Origin of the sequence: Streptomyces typhae, assembly GCF_009755605.1 — a bacterium.
Lineage (GTDB): Bacteria > Actinomycetota > Actinomycetes > Streptomycetales > Streptomycetaceae > Streptomyces > Streptomyces typhae.
This window is the reverse complement of record NZ_WPNZ01000002.1, coordinates 278,715-297,955: the sequence shown is the minus strand read 5'-3', so window position 1 is coordinate 297,955 and position 19,241 is coordinate 278,715. Positions and strand designations below refer to the sequence as shown.

Genomic DNA, 19,241 nt, shown 5'->3' with positions numbered 1-19,241 from the left:
TGGCCGAAGTATCCCGGGACAGGCGCCTGTGGCGCCATGGTTCCCGGGGACGAGATCCGGTCCGGGCCTGTGGACGCCGGGCGTCACACCGCGTCCGCGCCCGCCTCCCGCAGCGCCCGCAGGAAGGGGGCCACCGCGGGCGGCGCCGTACGGTCCCGTGGCGTCGCCGCGTACACCGCCCGGGTGGGGGCGTCCTCGTCCCGTACGGGGATCAGGGCGACGTCCGGCCGCACCCCCTGCGCCGCCAGGGCCGGGACCAGGGCCACGCCGAGGCCCGCCGCGACATAGCCCAGCTTGGCGGTCCACTCGCCCACCACATGGGCGACGCGTGGCGAGAAGCCGTGCGGTCGCGCCGCGTCGAGCAGGGTGCCCGCCGGCTCGGGACTGCCGGACACCCAGTCCTCGTCGGCGAGCCGGGCCAGGCCGACGCGGGGCTCGCCCGCGAGCGCGTGCCCCGCGGGCACCGCCACGTACAGCGGCTCGTCGAGGAGGTGATGCAGCTCGACGGTCCCCTCCGGGAGCGGCCCGCCCGTCGTGGACACCACGGCCAGGTCGAGCTCGCCCGCGGCCAGGCGCCCGAGGAGCGGGCCGGTGAGGCCCTCCTCACGGGCCAGGGAGACCCCGGGGTGGCGGGCCCGGAACAGGGCGATCGCCCGTGGCACCAGCGCCGCGTCCGCCGTCGCGAACGCCCCGAACCGCAGCCGCCCGCCCGCCACCCGGTTCAGGTCCCGCAGCTCCCGCCGCAGCAGGGCCAGGCGGTCGAGCGCCGCCGCGACGTGCGGGAGCGCGGCCGTGCCGTGCGCGGTGAGGCGCACCCCGCGCGGCAGCCGGTCGAACAGCGGCGCACCGCCGAGGGCCGCCTCCAGCGAGGCGATCTGACGGGACACCGCGGACTGGGTCCAGCCGAGGCGGCGCGCGGCCACGGTGAAGGAACCGTGCCGGGCCACCTCCAGGAACGCGCGCAGCCATATCGTGGAGAGTTCGGACTCATGCGTATCAGGCATGCGGGCCATGCTAAGCATGCGCTTGTCGCATTCTCCGCCCGGTCCTAACGTCGTCGGCATGAACCACGACAACGCCAAGGACGGCGTCAGGCGCGACGACCGGCACGGCGACGCGTCGCCGCTGCCCCGTGTCGCGTTCCTCGGGCTCGGGCACATGGGTGCCCCGATGGCGCGGCGGCTGCTCGCCGCCGGATATCCCCTCACCGTGTGGAACCGCACCGCCGCGAAGGCGGGCCCCCTGGTGGCGGAGGGCGCGCGCGCCGCGTCCGGGCCCGCCGACGCCGTGCGCGACGCGGAGGTCGTCCTGACGATGCTCGCGGGCCCCGACGCCCTGCGCGCCGTAGCCGACGCCCTCGTGCCCGTGCTGCGGGACGGCGTGCACTGGGTGGAGATGTCGACCGTCGGGCCCGACGCCGTACGGGAGCTGGGGGAGCGGGTGCCCGCGGGCGTCACGCTCGTCGACGCGCCCGTCATGGGCAGCACGGACAAGGCGGCCGCGGGGGAACTCGGCATCCTCGCGGGCGGCGACGCCACCGGGGCCGAACCGGTCCTCACCCACCTCGGCACGGTGACCCGCACCGGCCCCCTCGGCTCCGGCGCCGCGCTCAAGGTCGTCGTGAACACCGCCGTGCTCGGCGGCGTCGCCCTGGTCGCGGAGGCGATGGCCCTGGCCGACGCGCTCGGCCTCGACGAGGAGGTGGCCCGCGGCGCCCTCGCCCGCGGCCCGCTCGCGGGCGCCGTCGCCCGTGCCTTCGCCACCGACGTGCACTTCGGCAACGACCTCGCCGTGAAGGACGTGGCCCTGGCCACGGACACGGCCCGGCTGCCCGCCATGGAGGCCGTCCTCGCCCACTTCCGCGCGGCGGCGGACCCGTCCGTGGCCCACGAGGACATCGCCCGCGCCGTCCCCCACATCCGCGCCCACCGCTCGTAGCCCCCGTACGGAACAGGAGTCCCGCCCATGAACGTCACGATCGGCAACCCCGCCGCCGCGCCCCGGCCCCTCGGCCCCTACTCCCAGGTCGCCCGCGTCGAACTGGCCGACGGCGGCGCCCTGTTGTACCTCTCGGGCCAGATCGGCGACGGCGAGGGGATCGCCGCGCAGACCCACGACGTCTTCGCCACCCTCACCGCCCTGCTCGACGCCCACGGCGCGACGCTCGCCGACATCATCAACATCCGGACGTTCCTCACGGACATGGACGACCTGCCCGGCTACGCCGCCGTCCGCCGCACCTATCTCACCGGCACCCCGCCCACCAGCACCACCGTCGCCGTGCCGCGCCTCTTCCGGCCCGAGGCGCTGATCGAGGTGGAAGTGGTGGCCGCCCTCCCGCCACTCGCGGACCGGAACTGACCGCGAGTCCTCCTACCTTCGGGGCATGACGAACAAGACATCGCACGCCCAGAACACGCACGTCCAGAGCACGGCCGCCGAGAACACGGACACCCAGAACATCCACCTCGTCGCCGGTGCCACCGGCACCGTCGGCCGTGAGGTCGTCCGCGAGCTCCTGGAGCGCGGGCAGCGGGTCCGCGCGCTGACCCGTGACGCGTCCAAGGCATCGTTCCCCGAGGGCGTCGAGGCGGTCCAGGGTGACCTCCGTGAGCCCGCGAGCCTCAAGGCCGCCCTGGAGGGCGCGACGGGCCTGCACCTGATCACCTTCTCCGGTGCCTACGAACCGCTGGAGACGGGGCCGGAGATACTCGCCCTGGCCCGCGAGGCGGGGGTGCGCCGGGTCACCGTCCTGCACGGCGGCGGCGCCTCCCCGCTGGAGGACGCGGTGCGCGCGTGCGAGCTGGACTGGACCGTCGTCAAGCCGGTCGAGTTCATGGGGAACAGCCTGGAGTGGGCGGAGTCCGTGCGCGCCGACAGCACGGTGCGGGCACCGTTCACCGACCGGCTCAGCGCCCTGGTGCACGAGAGCGACATCGGCGCGGTGATCGCCGTCGCGCTCGTCGAGGACGGCCACGCCGGGCAGGAGTACGTCGTGACGGGCCCGCAGGCCCTCACGGTCGTGGAGAAGGTGGCCACCCTCGCCGAGGCGCGCGGCAGCGACATCGCCCTCGTCGAGCTGACGGAGGAGCAGGCCGCCGCCGGGATGCGGGCCGAGGGGCACGACGAGGGCCTGATCGCCTGGCTGCTCGACGTCTACAAGAACACCCCGCCGGAGGGCCGCACGGTGCTCGACACGGTGCCCCGCGTCACCGGCCGCCCGGCCCGCACCTACGCCGACTGGGCCCGCGAGCACGCCCCGTCGTTCCGCTGAACCACCCGGCTGTGACCGCCGACCCGCCGCGGAGAAGCTACTGGCTCCGCGGCCGGGCGGCGGTCACGGCCTTGTAGGCGATGTCCGCGAGGTGCGACTGCCCGTTCTTGCTCGGGTGGAACCAGTCCCAGTGGCTCAACTGGTCGCCGTCGAAGCGGAAGTCGAACACGGCCCCGCCGTCGTAACGGCAGCGCAGGTCCTTGGCGCAGACGTCCTTGAGTACCTTGTTGTACGCCACGACCCGGTCCTGCACCGACTGCCGCCGCAGAGTCGCCGAGCGGTCCATGGAGTCCGCGTCGGCCAGCATCGACGCGCAGATGCCGAGCTTCCACACCTGCTTGCCGAGCTGGTTGGTGCGCCCCTCGGACCACAGCCGCTTGAGGTCCGGCACGCTGGACACGTACACCTGCGCCTTGGGCTGGGTGCGCCGCAGGGTGCGCAGGGATTCCCGGAAGTCGGCGCGGAAGTCCGCGACGGAGGTCATGTCGTCGGCCGAGGAGCGGCAGGCGTCGTTGGCGCCCGCCATCACCGTCACCAGTTCGGGGCCCTCGGCCGCCGCCCGGGTCATCTGGTCCGGCAGGTCCGCCATCCGCGCGCCGGTCTTGGCGTAGTTCCAACTGTGCGTCGACGCGCGCTGCTTGCCGAGCAGCCGCTGCGCGAGGCTGCGCACCCCGTCGTCGCTGCCGGTCGCCCAGGACACCTCCGGGCAGTCGGAGAGCACCGAGCAGGCGTCGAAGCCGCGGGTGATGGAGTCACCGACCGCGGCGACGGAGCGGGGTGAGGTGTCCCACACCCGGGCCGGCTTCGGGGCCGCCCGGTCCTGGGCCGAGCCTCCGCCCGGCGCCGGGGAGCCGTCGCCGGACGCGTCGCACGCGGTGAGCGTGGCGACGCCGGTGAGGGCCGCCGTCGCGAGGGCGACGGCGGCCCGTTTGCGGTGCTGTGGATTCCGCATCGTCGTCCCCTCAGTGTCGCTTCTGGGCCGGCCTCTGGGTCGGCCTCCGGGTCGGCCTCTGGGTCGCCCCTGTCGTCCAACGTGACGTCACACGTGCCCTCCGGGTTGCGTCCCGTCGCATGCCCTTATGTCCCAAAACTGCCCCGGGGACACCCAACCGGGGGTTTGCGGGCCTCCCAGCGAGTGAAACCTGGGAGTTTCCCGGCATGCGGACGGACGGTACGTCACACTCCTTGCCTCGCCGCACGGTAGCCTCGCCACCCAGTGGCACCTGGTTTTCCCGGTTCCGCTAAATTACATCACGTCACATCTGTCCCCTTTTTTGACTTTCCTCGCTTTTGGGGAATATCGCTCGGCACGGGCGCGAGGCCGCCGGGGAAGGCGCACCTCGTCCCACACTGGAGGTCCCGGTGACGACACGTGGAGTCCTGTACGTGCACTCCGCACCGCGCGCGCTGTGCCCGCACGTCGAGTGGGCCGTCGCGGGCGTGCTCGGCGCACGCGTCAGCCTCGACTGGATTCGGCAGCCCGCGGCGCCCGGCACATGGAGATCCGAGTTCTCCTGGAAGGGCTCGGCAGGCACCGCCTCCAAGCTCGCCTCCGCGCTGCGCGGCTGGGATCTGCTGCGCTTCGAGTGCACGGCGGAGCCGAGCGCGGCAGCCGAGGGCGAGCGCTACAGCGCCACTCCCCGGCTCGGCATCTTCCACGCCGTCACCGGCATCCACGGCGACATCCTGATCCCGGAGGACCGGCTGCGCGCCGCCCTCGCCCGTTCCCAGAGCGGGGAGAGCGACCTGGCGGCGGAGATCGCACGGCTCCTCGGCAAGCCCTGGGACGACGAGCTGGAGCCCTTCCGGTACGCGGGCGAGGGAGCTCCGGTGCGCTGGCTGCACCAGGTGGTCTGACCTGTGGCGGATGTGAAGAGGCCCACCCGGACCTGCCGGGTGGGCCTCTTCACGTACGTACGGGGCGGAGCATGTGGAACAGGTACGGCTCAGACCGTTCGGAAGGCGAGGACCACGTTGTGGCCGCCGAAGCCGAACGAGTCGTTCAGCGCCGCGATGGTGCCCTCGGGCAGCGCGCGCGGCTCGCTGCGGATGATGTCCGCGTCCACCTCGGGGTCGAGGTTCTCGATGTTGATCGTCGGCGGAGCCGTGCGGTGGTACAGGGCGAGGACCGTGGCGACGGTCTCGATGCCGCCGGCGCCGCCGAGGAGGTGACCGGTCATCGACTTCGTCGAGGCGACCGCCATGTGGTCGACGTCGTCGCCGAACGCCTGGCGCAGCGCCTTGATCTCACCGATGTCACCCTGCGGCGTCGAGGTGGCGTGCGCGTTGATGTGCGCGATCTCGGCGGGCTTCAGACCGGTGTTGTGCACCAGGTTCAGCAGCGCCTGAGCGATGCCGTTGCCGGACGGCTCGGGCTGCGTGATGTGGTGCGCGTCCGCCGAGATGCCCTGGCCGACGGCCTCCGCGTAGATGCGGGCGCCACGGGCCTTGGCGTGCTCCTCGGACTCCAGGACGATCACGCCCGCGCCCTCGCCGAGCACGAAGCCGTTGCGGTCGACGTCCCAGGGGCGGGACGCGCCCTGCGGGTCGTCGTTGTTCTTGGACATCGCCATCATGTTGCCGAACGCGGCGATGGGCAGCGGGTGCACGGCCGCCTCGGTGCCGCCCGCGACCACGATGTCGGCGCGGCCGGTGCGGATCATCTCGACGGCGTAGCCGATGGCCTCCGCGCCCGACGCGCACGCCGAGACGGGAGTGTGCACCCCGGCGCGGGCGCCGAGGGCGATGCCGACGTTCGCCGCGGGCGAGTTGGGCATCAGCATGGGGACGGTGTGCGGCGAGACGCGCCGGACGCCCTTCTCCTTCAGCACGTCGTACTGGTCGAGCAGAGTGGTCACACCGCCGATGCCGGAGGCGATGACCGCGCCGAGCCGGTCGGGCTCGACGGCGTTGCCGTCCTCGCCGGCCTTGCCGGTGAAGCCCGCGTCCTTCCAGGCCTCCTCGGCCGCGATCAGCGCGAACTGCGCCGAGCGGTCGAGCTTGCGGGCCTGCGGGCGCGGAATGATCTCGCTCGGCTCGACGGCGATCTGCCCGGCGATCCGGACCGGCAGGTCGGCGGCCCAGTCCTGCTCGAGAAGACTGACCCCGGAGCGCCCGGCGAGCAGGCCCTCCCAGGTAGAGGCCGCGTCGCCACCCAGCGGTGTGGTTGCGCCGATACCGGTGACGACCACGGTGTTATTGGTCGAGTTCACTGGATTTCTCTCTCCACGGTTGGTTCAGAATGCGGATGCGGCGGCGCCACCGCCGGGTGGCGGCTGGCATGAGCCCGGTCGACGCGAGCCCGGCTCGGCGGGCCCGAGCCGGAATCAGGCCTGGTGCTCCAGGATGTACTTGGTCGCGTCGCCGACCGTCTTGAGGTTCTTGACGTCGTCGTCCGGGATCTTCACGTCGAAGCGCTCTTCGGCGGCGACGACGACCTCGACCATGGACAGCGAGTCGACGTCCAGGTCGTCGGTGAAGGACTTGTCCAGCTGGACGTCCTCGACCGGGATGCCGGCGATCTCGTTGACGATCTCCGCGAGACCGTCGACGATCTCCTTCTCAGTGGCGGCCATGTGGGCGCTCCTTCTTGTGTATCCAGAGGGTGTGGCGGCATCCGCGCGAATCCGAAGATCCGCACGGGTGCCTAGGGGAGGGTAACGACCGTGGCGGCGTACACGAGACCCGCCCCGAAGCCGATGACGAGCGCGGTGTCGCCGCTCTTCGCCTCACCGGTCGCCAGGAGCCGCTCCATCGCGAGCGGGATCGAGGCGGCCGAGGTGTTGCCGGTGGTCTCCACGTCACGGGCGACCGTGACGTGCTCCGGCAGTTTCAGAGTCTTCACCATCGAGTCGATGATCCGCATGTTGGCCTGGTGCGGGATGAAGACGTCCAGGTCGTCCGCGGTGATTCCGGCGGCGTCCAGGGCCTGCTGGGCGACCTTCGCCATCTCGAAGACGGCCCAGCGGAACACCGCCTGGCCCTCCTGCGTGATGGCGGGGAACTTCGCCGGGGCGACGCCGCCCTCGCGGTACGCCTCCCAGGACTCGGTCTGCTTGATGGTCTCGGACTTGTCGCCCTCCGAGCCCCAGACCGTCGGGCCGATGGCCGGCTCCTTGGCGGGGCCGACGACGACGGCGCCCGCGCCGTCACCGAACAGGAAGGCCGTCGCGCGGTCCTCCAGGTCGGTCAGGTCGCTGAGCCGCTCCACGCCGATCACCAGGGCGTACTCGGCGGAGCCGTCGGTGACCATGCCCTTGGCGAGGGTGAGGCCGTAACCGAAGCCCGCGCAGCCCGCGGAGATGTCGAACGCGGCGGGCTTGCCCGCGCCGAGCTTGTCCGCGATCTCGGTCGCCACGGCCGGGGTCTGCTTGAAGTGCGAGACGGTGGAGACGATCACGGCGCCGATCTGCTCGGGCGTGATGCCCGCGTCGGCGATCGCCTTGCCGCCGGCCTCGACGGACATCGCGGCCACGGTCTCCTCGGGGGAGGCCCAGTGGCGGGTCGCGATGCCGGAGCGGGAGCGGATCCACTCGTCGGACGAGTCGATCTTCTCCAGGATGACCTCGTTGGGCACCACGCGCGTCGGGCGGTAGCCACCGACTCCCAGGATGCGCGCGTACGCGGCGCCCTGGCTCGGCTTGATCTTCGCCATGCTCTCCAGCTCCTTCTCAGACATCCGCCGCGTCGGCGGTGCCGGCGGCTTCCGCGGCGGCCGTCTCGGCGATGAGCGCGCGGGCGGCGTCGAGGTCGTCGGGCGTCTTCACGGCCAGGGTCCTGACGCCCTTGAGGGCGCGCTTGGCGAGGCCGGTGAGGGTGCCGCCGGGGCACACCTCGACGAGCGCCGTCACGCCGAGCTCCTGGAACGTGTCCATGCACAGGTCCCAGCGGACCGGGTTGGCGACCTGGCCGACCAGGCGGGCCACGACGTCGGAGCCCTTCGTGACGGCCTTGCCGTCCCTGTTGGAGAGGTACGTCAGCCGCGGGTCGGCGACGTCGAGGCCCTCGGCGGCCTCTTCCAGGGCCGCGACCGCGGGAGCCATGTGGTGCGTGTGGAACGCGCCCGCGACCTTCAGGGGCACGACCTTGCGCACGCCCTCGGGCTTGTCCTCGGCGAGCGCGGCGAGCTGCTCGGCGGTGCCCGCGGCCACGATCTGACCCGCGCCGTTCACGTTCGCCGGGGTCAGGCCGAGCTTCTCCAGGTGCGCCAGGGTGACCTCGGGGTCGCCGCCGAGCAGCGCCGCCATGCCGGTCTCGGTGACGGCAGCGGCGTCCGCCATGGCCAGACCGCGCTTGCGGACGAAGCCCATGGCGGTGTCCTCGGAGAGGACTCCCGCGTACGCGGCCGCCGTGATCTCGCCGACGCTGTGCCCCGCCACGGCGCCCGGCCGGATGTCACCGAGTGCCGCGGAGGACAGCAGTCCGGCCGCGACCAGGAGCGGCTGCGCCACCGAGGTGTCGCGGATCGCGTCCGCGTCGGCCTGGGTGCCGTAGTGGGCGAGGTCGAGCCCGATGGCGTCCGACCAGGCGGCGAGCCGGTCGGCTGCGCCGGGGAGGTCGAGCCAGGGAGTCAGGAAGCCGGGCGTCTGAGCGCCTTGGCCGGGAGCGACGAGTACGAGCACTCTCACACTCTCTCTTGTGGACAGTACGAACCGCCCGTGGGGACAGGGACGAAGAACAGCTGGGGGAATTGTAGGTCCCCGACAAATTGTCAGGCTTGGTGATCACTGTCGGCGAGACGTCCCAGGATCAGCGCGATCCGCAGGGTGAAGGCGGACCGCACATCCGAAGGTGACCATCCGGTGACGTCAGTCACACGTCGAAGCCGGTAGCGCACGGTGTTGGGATGAACAAACAGCATCCGGGCGGCACCCTCCAGGCTGCTCGCCTGTTCGAGGTAGACACTGAGGGTCTCCAGGAGCGCGGACCCGGCCTCCTCCAGCGGTCTGTAGATCTCCTCCACCAGTTGTTCGCGGGCCGCCGGGTCGCCCGCGATGGCACGCTCCGGAAGAAGATCGTCCGCGAGCACCGGACGCGGTGCGTCCTGCCAGGCGCCGCACGCCTTCAGACCCGCGGCTGCGGCTTGCGCGGAACGGGTGGCCGCCAGCAGGTCGGGCACGATGGGCCCGGCCACCACCGGACCGGTCGCATACGGTCCGATCAGGGCTTTCGCCACGGCAAGGGGGTTGTCGTCGCCGCCCGCGATGACGACGAGCCGGGTGCCGAGCACCCCCGTGAGGACCTGGAGCTTGGCGTGCCGGGCGGCCCGGCGGATGGCCTCGACGGTGAGTTCGCTGTCGCCGTCCGGCGCGGTGCCGAGGACCACGCAGACATGGTCCGGCGAGTTCCAGCCAAGGGCCGCGGCACGGGAGACGGCGCCCTCATCGGCCTCCCCGGAGAGCACGGCGTTCACCACGAGCGACTCCAGGCGCGCGTCCCAGGCACCGCGTGCCTCCGCGGCCTGCGCGTACACCTGGGCGGTGGCGAAGGCGATCTCGCGGGCGTAGACGAGCAGTGCCTCGCGGAGCACCGACTCGTCGCCGGGCGCGGCCACCTCGTCGATGGCCGACTCCATGACCTCGATGGTGGTGCGCACCATCTCGACGGTCTGCCGCAGGGTGATGGCCCGGGTCAGCTCGCGCGGCGCGGTGCCGAAGACGTCCGTGGAGATGGCCTGCGGGGCGTCGGGGTGCCGGAACCACTCGGTGAAGGCGGCGATACCGGCCTGGGCGACCAGGCCGATCCACGAGCGGTTCTCCGGTGGCATGGCCCGGTACCAGGACAGCGTCTCGTCCATGCGCGCGATCGCCTGCGCGGCCAGGCTGCCGGACGACTTCTCCAGACGGCGGAGCGTGGCGGCGTGCGCGTGGGCGCGGCCGCCGCGCGGGGAGTCGGCGCCGACGGCCAGGTGGGCTTCGTTCGCTGAGGGTTCGGGCACGGGGACAAGACTGCCTTATCGGGACGGCGGTGTGCGGGGCCGGGTCTACCGTGGATGGCGTGATTGATGTCAGGCGCTCCGGTGAGCGGTACCCGGGAGGCGACCCCATGGCGGGGATCGACTCCTTCCACGCCTTTTCCTTCGGGCCCTACTACGAGCCCGACAACCTGCGCTTCGGCGCGCTGCTCGCCTGCAACGAGGAGCACCTCGCGGCGGGCGCGGGCTTCGACGAACACCCGCACAGCCACACCGAGATCGTCACCTGGGTCGTCTCCGGCGAGCTGACCCACCGCGACTCGGCGGGCCACGAGTCCGTCGTGCGCCCCGGCGACGTCCAGCACCTCAGCGCGGGCTCCGGGGTCCGGCACGTCGAACGCAACGCGGGCCCCGAGCCGTTGGCCTTCCTCCAGATGTGGCTGGCCCCGCTCGAACCCGGCGGCGACCCGGCGTACGACATCGTCCGCGGCATCGCCGACTCCACCCCCTACGCCGTCCCGGCGGCCGGTGCCCTGCTGCACGTACGCCGCCTGGCCCCGGGCGAACGCACGGCGATCCCGCAGGCCCCGGCCGTGTACGTGCATGTGATCCGCGGCGCGGTGTCCCTCGGCGAGCACGACCTGACCCGGGGCGACTCGGCCCGCGTCACCGGGGAGCAGCCCCTGGACGCGGTCTCGTACGAGGACCGGGCGGAACTGCTCCTGTGGGAGATGGCCTAGCCGTCCCGCCCTGTGGGCGGCTGGTCCGCCCAGGGGGCGGACCGGGCGGGCACAGGGCGGACCCCCGCTGCCGGGCAACCCGCCTTCCCGTACCTCGGCCCGGCCCGGCCCGGCCCCGCCCCGAAAGGGTCAGAGCTCGGCCAGCACCGCGTCCGTGAAGGCCGGCCACGCCTCGATCGCCCACGGCCCGAAGGCCCGGTCCGTCAGGGCCACGCACGCGGCGCCCGCGTCGGGGTCGACCCACAGGAACGTGCCCGCCTGCCCGAAGTGCCCGAACGTGCGCGGGGAGGAGGAACTCCCCGTCCAGTGCGGCGACTTGCCGTCCCGGATCTCGAACCCGAGGCCCCAGTCGTTGGGGTTCTGGTGCCCGTACCCCGGCAGGACTCCCTTGAGCCCGGGATACGCCACCGACATCGCCTCCGCCACGGTCCGCGCGTCGAGGAGCCGCGGCTGCTGCACCTCTGCGGCGAACCGCGCGAGGTCGTCCACGGTCGACACCCCGTCCTTCGCGGGCGACCCGGCGTCCGCGAGGAACGTCGAGGCCATCCCGAGCGGTTCGAGCACGGCCTGGCGCAGATAGTCGGCGAAGGGGATGTCGGTCGCCTTCGCGATGTGGTCGCCGAGCACCTCGAAACCGGCGTTGGAGTACAGCCGCCGCGTCCCCGGCTCCGCGCTCACCTGGTGCTCGTCGAAGGCGTAGCCGCCGGTGTGCGCGAGCAGGTGCCGCACGGTGGCGCCCGGGGGCCCCGCGGGCTCGTCGAGCTCCACCGCCCCCTCCTCGTAGGCGACGAGGGCCGCGTACGCCGCCAGCAGCTTGGTCACCGAGGCGAGCGCGAAGCGGTGCCCGGTGGGGCCGCGCGTCCCGGCGACGGTGCCGTCCGCGCGGACTACGGCGGCGGCAGCGGTGGGTACCGGCCAGTTCTCGATCAACGCCAGGCTCTGCATGGGCACGAGCCTAAGCGCCCTACAGCTTGAGCTGCATCGAGGGGTCGGGCTTGCGGACGAAGCCGAGCGAGGCGTACAGGCCCTCGGCGTCGGCCGACGTCGTGAGGTCCACCTGGCCCGCGCCCCGCTCCCGGAACCAGGCGATCAGCTCCGCCACGCAGGCGCGGGAGAAGCCGCGGCGGCGCGTCCCGGGGTCCGTGGCGACGCTGAAGACGTACCCGGCGACGCCGTGCGGGTTGCCGGAGCGGCCGATGCGGTACTCCAGGGTGCCCACGGCTATCGCCGCGAGCCCGCCGGGCCGCTCGGGGTGGTCGACGGCGAACACCGCGAAGTCGCCCTCGGGGTCGGCGAGCCGGCGGCGCAGCGTGGGCAGGGAGGCCTCCTGCCAGTCGGTGACGGACGCCGAAGGCGGCGTACCGTCGAGGGTGCGCACGGAGTCGATCATTACTTGGCGGAGCCGGATGACTTCCTCGGCGTCCTGGGACACGGCACGGCGTACGAGACTCATGGGGCGCACGCTAGTCAGCGGGCCCGGGTGCCGTCCCGCATATTTTTCCTTGCTTGGAGTGCACTCCAGGGATTTAGCGTGGGGCCATGACGGTGATGGAGACCACAACCGCACCCGCCCCCGACCGGGACACGCACATCTGCGCCACGCCCGCGCCCGCCCACCCGCGCCCCGACGGACGGGACCACTACACGATCAGTGAGGTGGTCGCGCTGACCGGGCTCACCGCGCACACCCTGCGCTGGTACGAGCGGATCGGCCTGATGCCGCACGTCGACCGCTCGCACACGGGCCAGCGCCGCTACCGCAACGGCGATCTCGACTGGCTGGACCTGGTCGGCAAGCTGCGCCGCACCGGCATGCCGGTCGCCGACATGGTGCGCTACGCGGAGATGGTGCGCGCGGGCGATCACACCTTCGCCCTGCGGTGCGAACTCCTGGAGCGGACCCGGCAGGACGTACGGGCCCGGATCGCCGAGCTCCAGGAGACGCTCGCCGTCCTCGACCACAAGATCGACTACTACTCCGGTCCCGCGGCCGAGGTCACAGCTCGGCGAGCAGCTCCGCCTTCTTCGTCGTGAACTCGTCGTCGGTGAGCAGGCCCGCCTGGTGCAGTTCGCCGAGGTGCCGGATGCGGTCGGCGATGTCGGCGGGATCGCGCCGCACGGCCGGGGCGGCGGCCGGGATCACGGCGGGGGCGGGGCCGCAGGCGCGCACCGCGGCCAGGACGGACGCGGCGAACGGCAGCGACTCGTGCACCGGGCCGTAGCCGAGGCCGAAGACCACGGCCGCCGGGTCCTGGTCGGCCTGCGCGGGCCGGTCCATCGGCGACTCGCGGCGCAGTAGCCGCAGATGGCCCTCGAAGACCTCGGGGGAGCGCCACTCGACCCCGCTCAGGTCGCTGAGCGGGAAACTCTGGTCGCCGGCCTTCCACTTCGCCGACGAGGCCCCCGTCCAGAACCAGCGGAAGGCCACCGACTTGCCGTCGAAGGACGCCTTCCCGTCGTACGCCTTGAACTGGAGCGGCGCCTCGGGCGGGGCCACCAGATGGCGCTCCGCGGGCCCCTGGCCGTTGCCGGGGAGCGCCGCGCGCAGTTCGTCCGCGTAGTACTCGGCGAGCGTCTCGCGCTCCGCGGGAAGCACCAGGCGGTACGGATCGGAGCCGTCCTTGAGCTGTCCCGCCGCCGCCTCCATCAGCGGGTCGGCGCCCTCCCTCGGCACGGCGTGCAGAACGGTCGTCCCGCGCTTGCCGGGCGTGAGCGTCACTCCCGCGATCGCCTCGTGGGGGATGCGGCGCTCGCCGAGAGCGTGGAACAGCTTCGGCGTACGGATCCCCCGTTCGAAGCGGATGAGCACGGAGTCTGAATCGAACTCCCAGGCGGCGTGAAATCCGGCCAGTACATCACCCATGCGGCTCATCGTATGCGGCACGAGCTTCTCCGTCTCTCCTGCGGCGGGCCGCTGTTTCGTCGATTTCTACGCGCGTCAGGCCGCTGCCGTACCGGAAATACCTTCGCGGCAGCCCGGATCTCCACCGGCACAGCGCACGCCGTCGTAGCCGCCCACGCCGATCTCGGCGAAGTTGCTGAGGCTGTCCGTGCCCGGCTCGAAGTAACCGGTGTGGCCCCGCGCCCGGTCGGCGGACACCACCCGCGCGCCGAAGCCCGCGGAGACGGGGTCGGCGCCGTGGCCGAGCCCTCCGACTTCCATGTGCGGCACATCCTGGATCCAGTCGTCGCTGTCCCGTGCGGCCCAGATCCGCGCCCGGCTGCCGAGCCCCGCCGCGCTGTCCGAGCGCATACCGGGGCTGCCCGCGACCGCGATGTCCGTGACCCGCGGCGGCAGTCGGTGGGCCGCGACTCCGCACACCACGGAGCCGTAGCTGTGGCAGTACAGCGCCACCGGGGTCCGGCCGGGCAGCGCGCGCACCAGGGAGTCGAGGCGGATCGCCCCGTCGTCGGCGCGCATGGACGTGGCGGCGTCCACACCGAGGCCGACGGGCGTCGTGTAGTCGGCCCAGGCGATCACGGCGGTACGGGCGCCCGGCCGCGCCTTGCGCTCCGCGCCGTACAGGGCCTGGGCCATGCCGACGGGCGCCGCGTACTTGCGCTGGGTGCGTTCGAAGGTGAGGACGTTGGTGTCGACACCGGGCACCACGACCGAGACCCGCTCGGCCCGGGGAAGGTCGCCGAAGACCTCCGCCATGCGCCCCGACCCCATCGGATCGAAGGCGAGGACCTGCCGGTGCGGGCGGCTCATCACTCCGAAGCGTTTCATCCGGCGCTCCGCCGTCTGTTTGCCCACCGGGGAGAGCCGGTCGTCGTGCATGCGTTCGCGTTCGATCCTGCGCGCCTGTTGCAGGGCGATGCGGTTCGCGGTGTACCGCAGTTCCACGGGGGCGCCGTTCATGTTGCCGACCGCGAGGGGATAGCGGGCGGCGAGGCGGGCGCTCTGGTGCGCGGTGAGGGAGGCGAAGAACTGCGCGAGCCGGGCCGCGGGGGCGTCGGCGTCGGGCAGGTCGCGCCCGTCGATGCGGCCGCGCTCCCAGGCGGAGAGCGTGGCTTCGAGCGGTGAGGCGGCGCCTCTGTGCTGGCGTACGGCGGTCCATCCGGTGGTCGCGAGCATGACGAACACCACGGTGAGCGCGAGCAGAGCGCGCCAGACGCCGAGTTGGGGGGACGAGTCGAAGGAAGTCACTGCGGGACACCCTAGGAGAAGCGTGATGCTCCCCGTGCACGGGGTGAGACAGATCACGTTTCCTGAGGGGTAATTGTGGTGAAGCGGACACTTCTTGCGCGCCCTCGTCACGCTCTGTGGGCGGCGTACGGGCGGGGCGTGCGGAGGGCGCGCGGTCGCCCGGGGGTGCCTCGCGGTGGCTGTCGGTCTCCGTCCGTCAGGCCTTGCGCCAGTCCTCCGCGAGGGCGGGGCCCAGGTGGTCGAGGTAGGACTCCGTGATCGCGCGGATCGAGTCGACGCTGATCTCCTCGCCCGCGCCCCACATCCGTCCCGTGACCCGCATCACCCCGCTGAACGCGGCTACGGCCACGCGCGGGCGCGGGTCGGTGGCGAGGTCGACGCCCTCGCGCTCGGCGATCACGCCCGCGATCTGCTCCTCCATCTCGATGGAGCGGCGCAGGTGCACCGCGAGCAGGGAGGGCGTCGATTCGATCATGCGGTAGGTGCGCATGTGGAGTTCGACGGGGACGACGGCCTCGATGGACTCGCCCACCGCGTCCCAGGAGCCGAGCACGGCCCCGCGCAGGGCCGCGAACGGGGCCTCCCCGGCGGGCCGTTCGCACAAGGCCCGCATGAAGCGCGTCTCCACCATCTCCTGGACGGCGAAGGCGGCCTCCTGCTTGCCCGCGAAGTGCCGGAAGAACGTGCGCTGGGAGACGTCCACGGCCTCGACGATCTCGTCGACCGTCGTCTCCTCGTAGCCCTTGGTGGTGAACAGTTCGAGCGCCGCGCGCAGCAGCGCGTCACGCGTGTGCTGCTTCTTGCGTTCGCGCAAGCCCGGAACGGTCACGCCGCGCACTCCTTTCGTGTCGGTTGCCCTGGGTCGCCTCGGGGCGCCTCGGGCCGCCGCGGGTCGTCTCGGGATGCTCGTGCCTTTGACCGGCTCACCCTATCGGTGTCGATGTGAGCTATATGACAGCGACCGACTTGTGGAACGCTCTGTCAAGTGTCAGCGACTGACTCTAATCTCGGCGCATGACTCGTCAGACCACCGTCGACCGCACGGACAGGGCACCGGAGCCGGGGCCCGGCGAAGACGTCCGGGGCGGCCTGCGCGGCCATCCGTGGCTCACCCTGTTCTCCGTCGCGATCGGCGTGATGATGGTGGCCCTGGACGGCACGATCGTCGCGGTCGCCAACCCCGCCATCACCAAGGACCTCGACGCGTCCCTCGCGGACGTGCAGTGGATCACCAACGGCTACCTCCTCGCGCTCGCCGTCGCCCTCATCACCGCGGGCAAGCTCGGTGACCGCTTCGGCCACCGGCAGACCTTCCTCATCGGCGTGGTCGGCTTCGGCCTCGCCTCCGGCGCCATCGGCATGTCCGGCAGCGTCTCCCTGGTCATCGCCTTCCGCGTGCTCCAGGGCCTGTTCGGCGCGCTCCTGATGCCGGCCGCGCTCGGCCTGCTGCGGTCCACCTTCCCGGCCGAGAAGCTGAACATGGCCATCGGCATCTGGGGCATGGTCATCGGCGCCTCGACCGCGGGCGGCCCGATCCTCGGCGGCGTCCTGGTCGAACACGTCAACTGGCAGTCGGTGTTCTTCATCAACGTGCCCGTCGGCGTCGTCGCGCTGGTGCTCGGCGTGCTGATCCTCAAGGACCATCGCGCGCGGAACGCCCCCCGGTCCTTCGACATGCCCGGCATCGTGCTGCTCTCGGCCGCGATGTTCGCCCTGATCTGGGCGCTCATCAAGGCGGGCGACCCCTGGGGCTGGGGCAGCGGCAGGACCTGGGCGTTCCTCGGCGCGGCCGTCGTCTGCTTCGCGCTGTTCGCGTGGTGGGAGACCAGGGTCGCGGAACCGCTGATCCCGCTCGGCCTGTTTCGCTCCGTCCCGCTGTCCGCGGGCACCGCCCTGATGGTCCTGATGGCCTTCGCCTTCATGGGCGGCCTGTTCTTCGTCACCTTCTACCTTCAGAACGTGCGCGGCATGAGCCCCGTCGACAGCGGCCTGCACCTGCTCCCGCTGACGGCCATGATGATCGTCTCCTCGCCGCTGGCAGGGGCGCTGATCACCCGGTTCGGGCCGCGCGTCCCGCTGGTGGGCGGCATGGTGTGCACGGCGGTCGCCATGTTCGGCATGACGGCCATGACGACGGGGACCGGCACCCTGGTGATGTCCGTCTGGTTCGCGCTGCTCGGCCTCGGCCTCGCCCCGGTCATGGTCGGCGCCACCGAAGTCATCGTGGGCAACGCCCCGTTGGAGCTCTCCGGTGTCGCGGGCGGACTCCAGCAGGCGGGCATGCAGGTCGGCGGCAGCCTCGGCACGGCGGTCCTCGGCGCCGTGATGTCCAACACCGTCGACTCCGACCTGAAGGGCAAGTGGCAGGACGCGGGCCTGCCCGGCGAGCCGCCGCCCGGCCTCGACAAGGCCACCGCCACCGGCTCGGTCCCGGAGCGGCTCGCGCAGGCCCCGGGGGTCGACCGACACGTCTTCGGCAGGATCACGGACGTCGTGCACGACACCTTCATGTCGGGCATGGGCGTGGCCTTCACCGTCGCGGGCGTCGTCGGCGTGATCGCGGCGGTGGTCGCGACGCTGACGAAGCGCGGGGCGAACGCGGAGGCGGGAGCGGGGGCGGCGCACATCTGACGCCGCGCGCCCGGCGGCCCGCGCCCGGCACCCCGCGCCCGGCGGCCCGCGCCCAGAGGCCCGCATCTCAGGGAAGAGCCCTCCGGGGCCGCTCGGGGGGCTTTCGCCTATCAGGGTGAGCCTGGTGGAAACCCCTTTTCGCCGCCGTCCCGCACGGTCGACAGTGGCGACAAGTGAGCGAGACGACACGGGTGTCGGCACGACAAGGGTGTCGGCACGACACGGGTGTCTACCTGACACGGGGGTTGATGCACATGCGTACGACCATGCGTTCCGCCTGGCCCGCGGGGGCGGCCGTCCTGGCACTGACGATCGCGGCCCTGGCGGCGGCACTCACGGCGCCCACGCACGCGGGCGCCACGGGACCGGGCGCCGCCGCACCGCCACGGCTCGGCGGCTGCGGCCCCGGCGAGCTCTGCCTCTGGGAGAAGGCGCACTTCAAGGGCGAGCGCCGGCTGTACGAGCTTGCGGGCACGGACATCGAGAGCTGTGTGCCGCTGCCCCCGGGAAGCGGCGCCCAGTCCCTCGCCAACCGCACCGGCCGGCCCGTCACGACGTACCAGTCGGCCGAGTGCGCGGAGACGGCGGAGTTCAACACCTATCCGGGCAGCGGCACCTGGGCGCCCGAGTCGCCCTACCGGGTGCGGGCGATCAAACTCTGGGAGCGCTGACCGGCGGCTCGCCGCCGGGCCGGTCGCCCTCCGCGGCCTTCGCCCGACGCGGCACGGCGGCGCCCGCGAGCGCCCCCGACAAGGTGTCCACCTGCGCGCGCAGGGCCACCACCTCCGCCGTGAGGGCCTCGATCGCGGCGGTCTGGCGGCGCTCCTCGGCGTCGTCCTTCTCGAAGCGGGCTATGAACCACGCGGCGATGTTCGCCGTGACCACACCGAGAAGGGCGATGCCCGACAGCATCAGACCGACGGCGAGGATCCGGCCGAGCCCGGTCGTCGGGGCGTGATCGCCGTAACCCACGGTCGTCATGGTGGTGAAGGACCACCACACGGCGTCGCCCAGCGTCTTGATGTTCCCGTCGGGCGACTCCCGCTCCACCGAGAGCACCGCGAGCGAGCCGAACATCAGCAGGCCCACCACGGCCCCCACCACATACGTCGTCAGCTTGATCTGCGACGCCATCCGGGCCCGCCGCCCCACGAGCAGCAGCGTGGAGACGAGCCGCAGCAGCCGCAGCGGCTGGATCATCGGCAGGACCACGGCGCACAGGTCGAGCCAGTGCGTGCGCACGAACGGCCCGCGGTGCTCGGCCAGCGCGAGCCGCACCCCGTAGTCGACGGCGAAGGCGCCCCACACGAACCACTCGACGGCGGTGCAGGCACCCGTCGTGGTCGCGCTCGCCCCGGGCCTGACGATGGGCACGGCATAGGCGACGGCGAACGCCACGGCCAGGGCGAGCAGCGGGCGCTGGGTGCGGCGCTCCCAGCGGATCTGTACCGGCTCCCGGGGCGCGGGCGGTGGTGCCGTCTCATGCTTCATGAGCGCATCGTAGGAAAACAGCGGTGCGGGCGGCGGCCCCCG

At 72.5% G+C, this 19,241-nt stretch carries 21 protein-coding genes; 8 read left to right on the top strand and 13 right to left on the bottom strand.

The genetic code is table 11. From position 1 onward, the window contains the following. Positions 1-83 precede the first annotated feature (83 nt). A complete protein-coding gene (locus tag GPA10_RS05550) occupies positions 84-1,013 on the bottom strand; it encodes a LysR family transcriptional regulator (RefSeq protein ID WP_425505671.1) in 930 nt (309 codons plus the stop codon). 112 nt (positions 1,014-1,125) lie between these two features. Between GPA10_RS05550 and GPA10_RS05545 the strand changes: the two genes are divergently transcribed. From GPA10_RS05545 to GPA10_RS05535, 3 genes are read left to right on the top strand one after another with little or no spacing between them, the layout of a single operon-like run. Next, on the top strand, positions 1,126-1,938 hold the full coding sequence (locus GPA10_RS05545) for an NAD(P)-dependent oxidoreductase (protein WP_157164637.1): 813 nt from the start codon (positions 1,126-1,128) through the stop codon (positions 1,936-1,938). 27 nt (positions 1,939-1,965) lie between these two features. After that, entirely contained in the window at positions 1,966-2,361 is a 396-nt protein-coding gene (locus GPA10_RS05540) for a RidA family protein (protein WP_157164482.1), read from the top strand. Between the two features lie 25 nt (positions 2,362-2,386). Then, positions 2,387-3,274 (top strand): SDR family oxidoreductase, encoded by an 888-nt coding sequence (locus tag GPA10_RS05535; RefSeq protein WP_157164481.1) that lies wholly within the window; start codon positions 2,387-2,389, stop codon positions 3,272-3,274. A 37-nt stretch (positions 3,275-3,311) separates the two neighbouring features. Here GPA10_RS05535 and GPA10_RS05530 read toward each other — a convergent pair whose 3' ends face one another. Further along, positions 3,312-4,226: an SGNH/GDSL hydrolase family protein gene (locus tag GPA10_RS05530; RefSeq protein WP_157164480.1), complete on the bottom strand. Its 915-nt coding sequence runs from the start codon at positions 4,224-4,226 to the stop codon at positions 3,312-3,314. 410 nt (positions 4,227-4,636) lie between these two features. Between GPA10_RS05530 and GPA10_RS05525 the strand changes: the two genes are divergently transcribed. Next, on the top strand, positions 4,637-5,131 hold the full coding sequence (locus GPA10_RS05525) for a DUF3145 domain-containing protein (RefSeq protein WP_058845872.1): 495 nt from the start codon (positions 4,637-4,639) through the stop codon (positions 5,129-5,131). A gap of 89 nt (positions 5,132-5,220) precedes the next feature. On the opposite strand, the gene fabF is transcribed toward GPA10_RS05525, so the two are convergent. From fabF to GPA10_RS05500, 5 genes are all read right to left on the bottom strand, one after another. After that, positions 5,221-6,486: a beta-ketoacyl-ACP synthase II gene (gene fabF, locus GPA10_RS05520; RefSeq protein ID WP_343040367.1), complete on the bottom strand. Its 1,266-nt coding sequence runs from the start codon at positions 6,484-6,486 to the stop codon at positions 5,221-5,223. Positions 6,487-6,600: 114 nt separating this feature from the next. After that, positions 6,601-6,849 (bottom strand): acyl carrier protein, encoded by a 249-nt coding sequence (locus GPA10_RS05515; RefSeq protein WP_030358543.1) that lies wholly within the window; start codon positions 6,847-6,849, stop codon positions 6,601-6,603. A gap of 71 nt (positions 6,850-6,920) precedes the next feature. Beyond that, positions 6,921-7,928 carry a ketoacyl-ACP synthase III gene (locus tag GPA10_RS05510; protein WP_058845870.1) on the bottom strand — a complete coding sequence of 336 codons (1,008 nt, stop codon included), beginning with the start codon at positions 7,926-7,928 and terminating at the stop codon, positions 6,921-6,923. A gap of 16 nt (positions 7,929-7,944) precedes the next feature. Further along, the gene (locus GPA10_RS05505) at positions 7,945-8,895 is read right to left on the bottom strand and encodes an ACP S-malonyltransferase (protein ID WP_343040364.1); all 951 of its coding nucleotides are present in this window, start codon (positions 8,893-8,895) and stop codon (positions 7,945-7,947) included. Between the two features lie 89 nt (positions 8,896-8,984). Continuing rightward, a complete protein-coding gene (locus tag GPA10_RS05500; RefSeq protein ID WP_425505670.1) occupies positions 8,985-10,211 on the bottom strand; it encodes a PucR family transcriptional regulator in 1,227 nt (408 codons plus the stop codon). A gap of 59 nt (positions 10,212-10,270) precedes the next feature. On the opposite strand from GPA10_RS05500, the gene GPA10_RS05495 reads away from it, so the two are divergent. After that, positions 10,271-10,927 (top strand): pirin family protein, encoded by a 657-nt coding sequence (locus GPA10_RS05495; protein WP_079085944.1) that lies wholly within the window; start codon positions 10,271-10,273, stop codon positions 10,925-10,927. Positions 10,928-11,056: 129 nt separating this feature from the next. On the opposite strand, the gene GPA10_RS05490 is transcribed toward GPA10_RS05495, so the two are convergent. Beyond that, on the bottom strand, positions 11,057-11,872 hold the full coding sequence (locus tag GPA10_RS05490; protein ID WP_157164479.1) for a serine hydrolase domain-containing protein: 816 nt from the start codon (positions 11,870-11,872) through the stop codon (positions 11,057-11,059). A 19-nt stretch (positions 11,873-11,891) separates the two neighbouring features. Next, entirely contained in the window at positions 11,892-12,380 is a 489-nt protein-coding gene (locus GPA10_RS05485; RefSeq protein ID WP_157164478.1) for a GNAT family N-acetyltransferase, read from the bottom strand. 86 nt (positions 12,381-12,466) lie between these two features. Between GPA10_RS05485 and GPA10_RS05480 the strand changes: the two genes are divergently transcribed. Continuing rightward, positions 12,467-12,961, top strand: coding sequence for a MerR family transcriptional regulator (locus GPA10_RS05480; RefSeq protein WP_157164477.1), 495 nt, complete (start codon positions 12,467-12,469; stop codon positions 12,959-12,961). Here GPA10_RS05480 and GPA10_RS05475 read toward each other — a convergent pair. From GPA10_RS05475 to GPA10_RS05465, 3 genes are all read right to left on the bottom strand, one after another. Then, a complete protein-coding gene (locus GPA10_RS05475) occupies positions 12,924-13,799 on the bottom strand; it encodes a DUF4429 domain-containing protein (protein WP_157164633.1) in 876 nt (291 codons plus the stop codon). The genes GPA10_RS05480 and GPA10_RS05475 overlap by 38 nt on opposite strands. Before the next feature lie 66 nt (positions 13,800-13,865). Further along, positions 13,866-15,077: an alpha/beta hydrolase gene (locus GPA10_RS05470; protein WP_343040362.1), complete on the bottom strand. Its 1,212-nt coding sequence runs from the start codon at positions 15,075-15,077 to the stop codon at positions 13,866-13,868. A gap of 196 nt (positions 15,078-15,273) precedes the next feature. After that, positions 15,274-15,906, bottom strand: coding sequence for a TetR/AcrR family transcriptional regulator (locus GPA10_RS05465; RefSeq protein WP_058845862.1), 633 nt, complete (start codon positions 15,904-15,906; stop codon positions 15,274-15,276). A 185-nt stretch (positions 15,907-16,091) separates the two neighbouring features. Between GPA10_RS05465 and GPA10_RS05460 the strand changes: the two genes are divergently transcribed. Both GPA10_RS05460 and GPA10_RS05455 read left to right on the top strand, forming a co-directional pair. Next, the gene (locus GPA10_RS05460) at positions 16,092-17,708 is read left to right on the top strand and encodes an MFS transporter (protein ID WP_157164476.1); all 1,617 of its coding nucleotides are present in this window, start codon (positions 16,092-16,094) and stop codon (positions 17,706-17,708) included. Positions 17,709-17,962: 254 nt separating this feature from the next. Next, positions 17,963-18,379, top strand: a complete 417-nt coding sequence (locus GPA10_RS05455; RefSeq protein WP_058845923.1) for a peptidase inhibitor family I36 protein — start codon at positions 17,963-17,965, stop codon at positions 18,377-18,379. On the opposite strand, the gene GPA10_RS05450 is transcribed toward GPA10_RS05455, so the two are convergent. Next, positions 18,360-19,199, bottom strand: a complete 840-nt coding sequence (locus tag GPA10_RS05450; RefSeq protein ID WP_246258780.1) for a potassium channel family protein — start codon at positions 19,197-19,199, stop codon at positions 18,360-18,362. The genes GPA10_RS05455 and GPA10_RS05450 overlap by 20 nt on opposite strands. Positions 19,200-19,241: the final 42 nt, after the last annotated feature.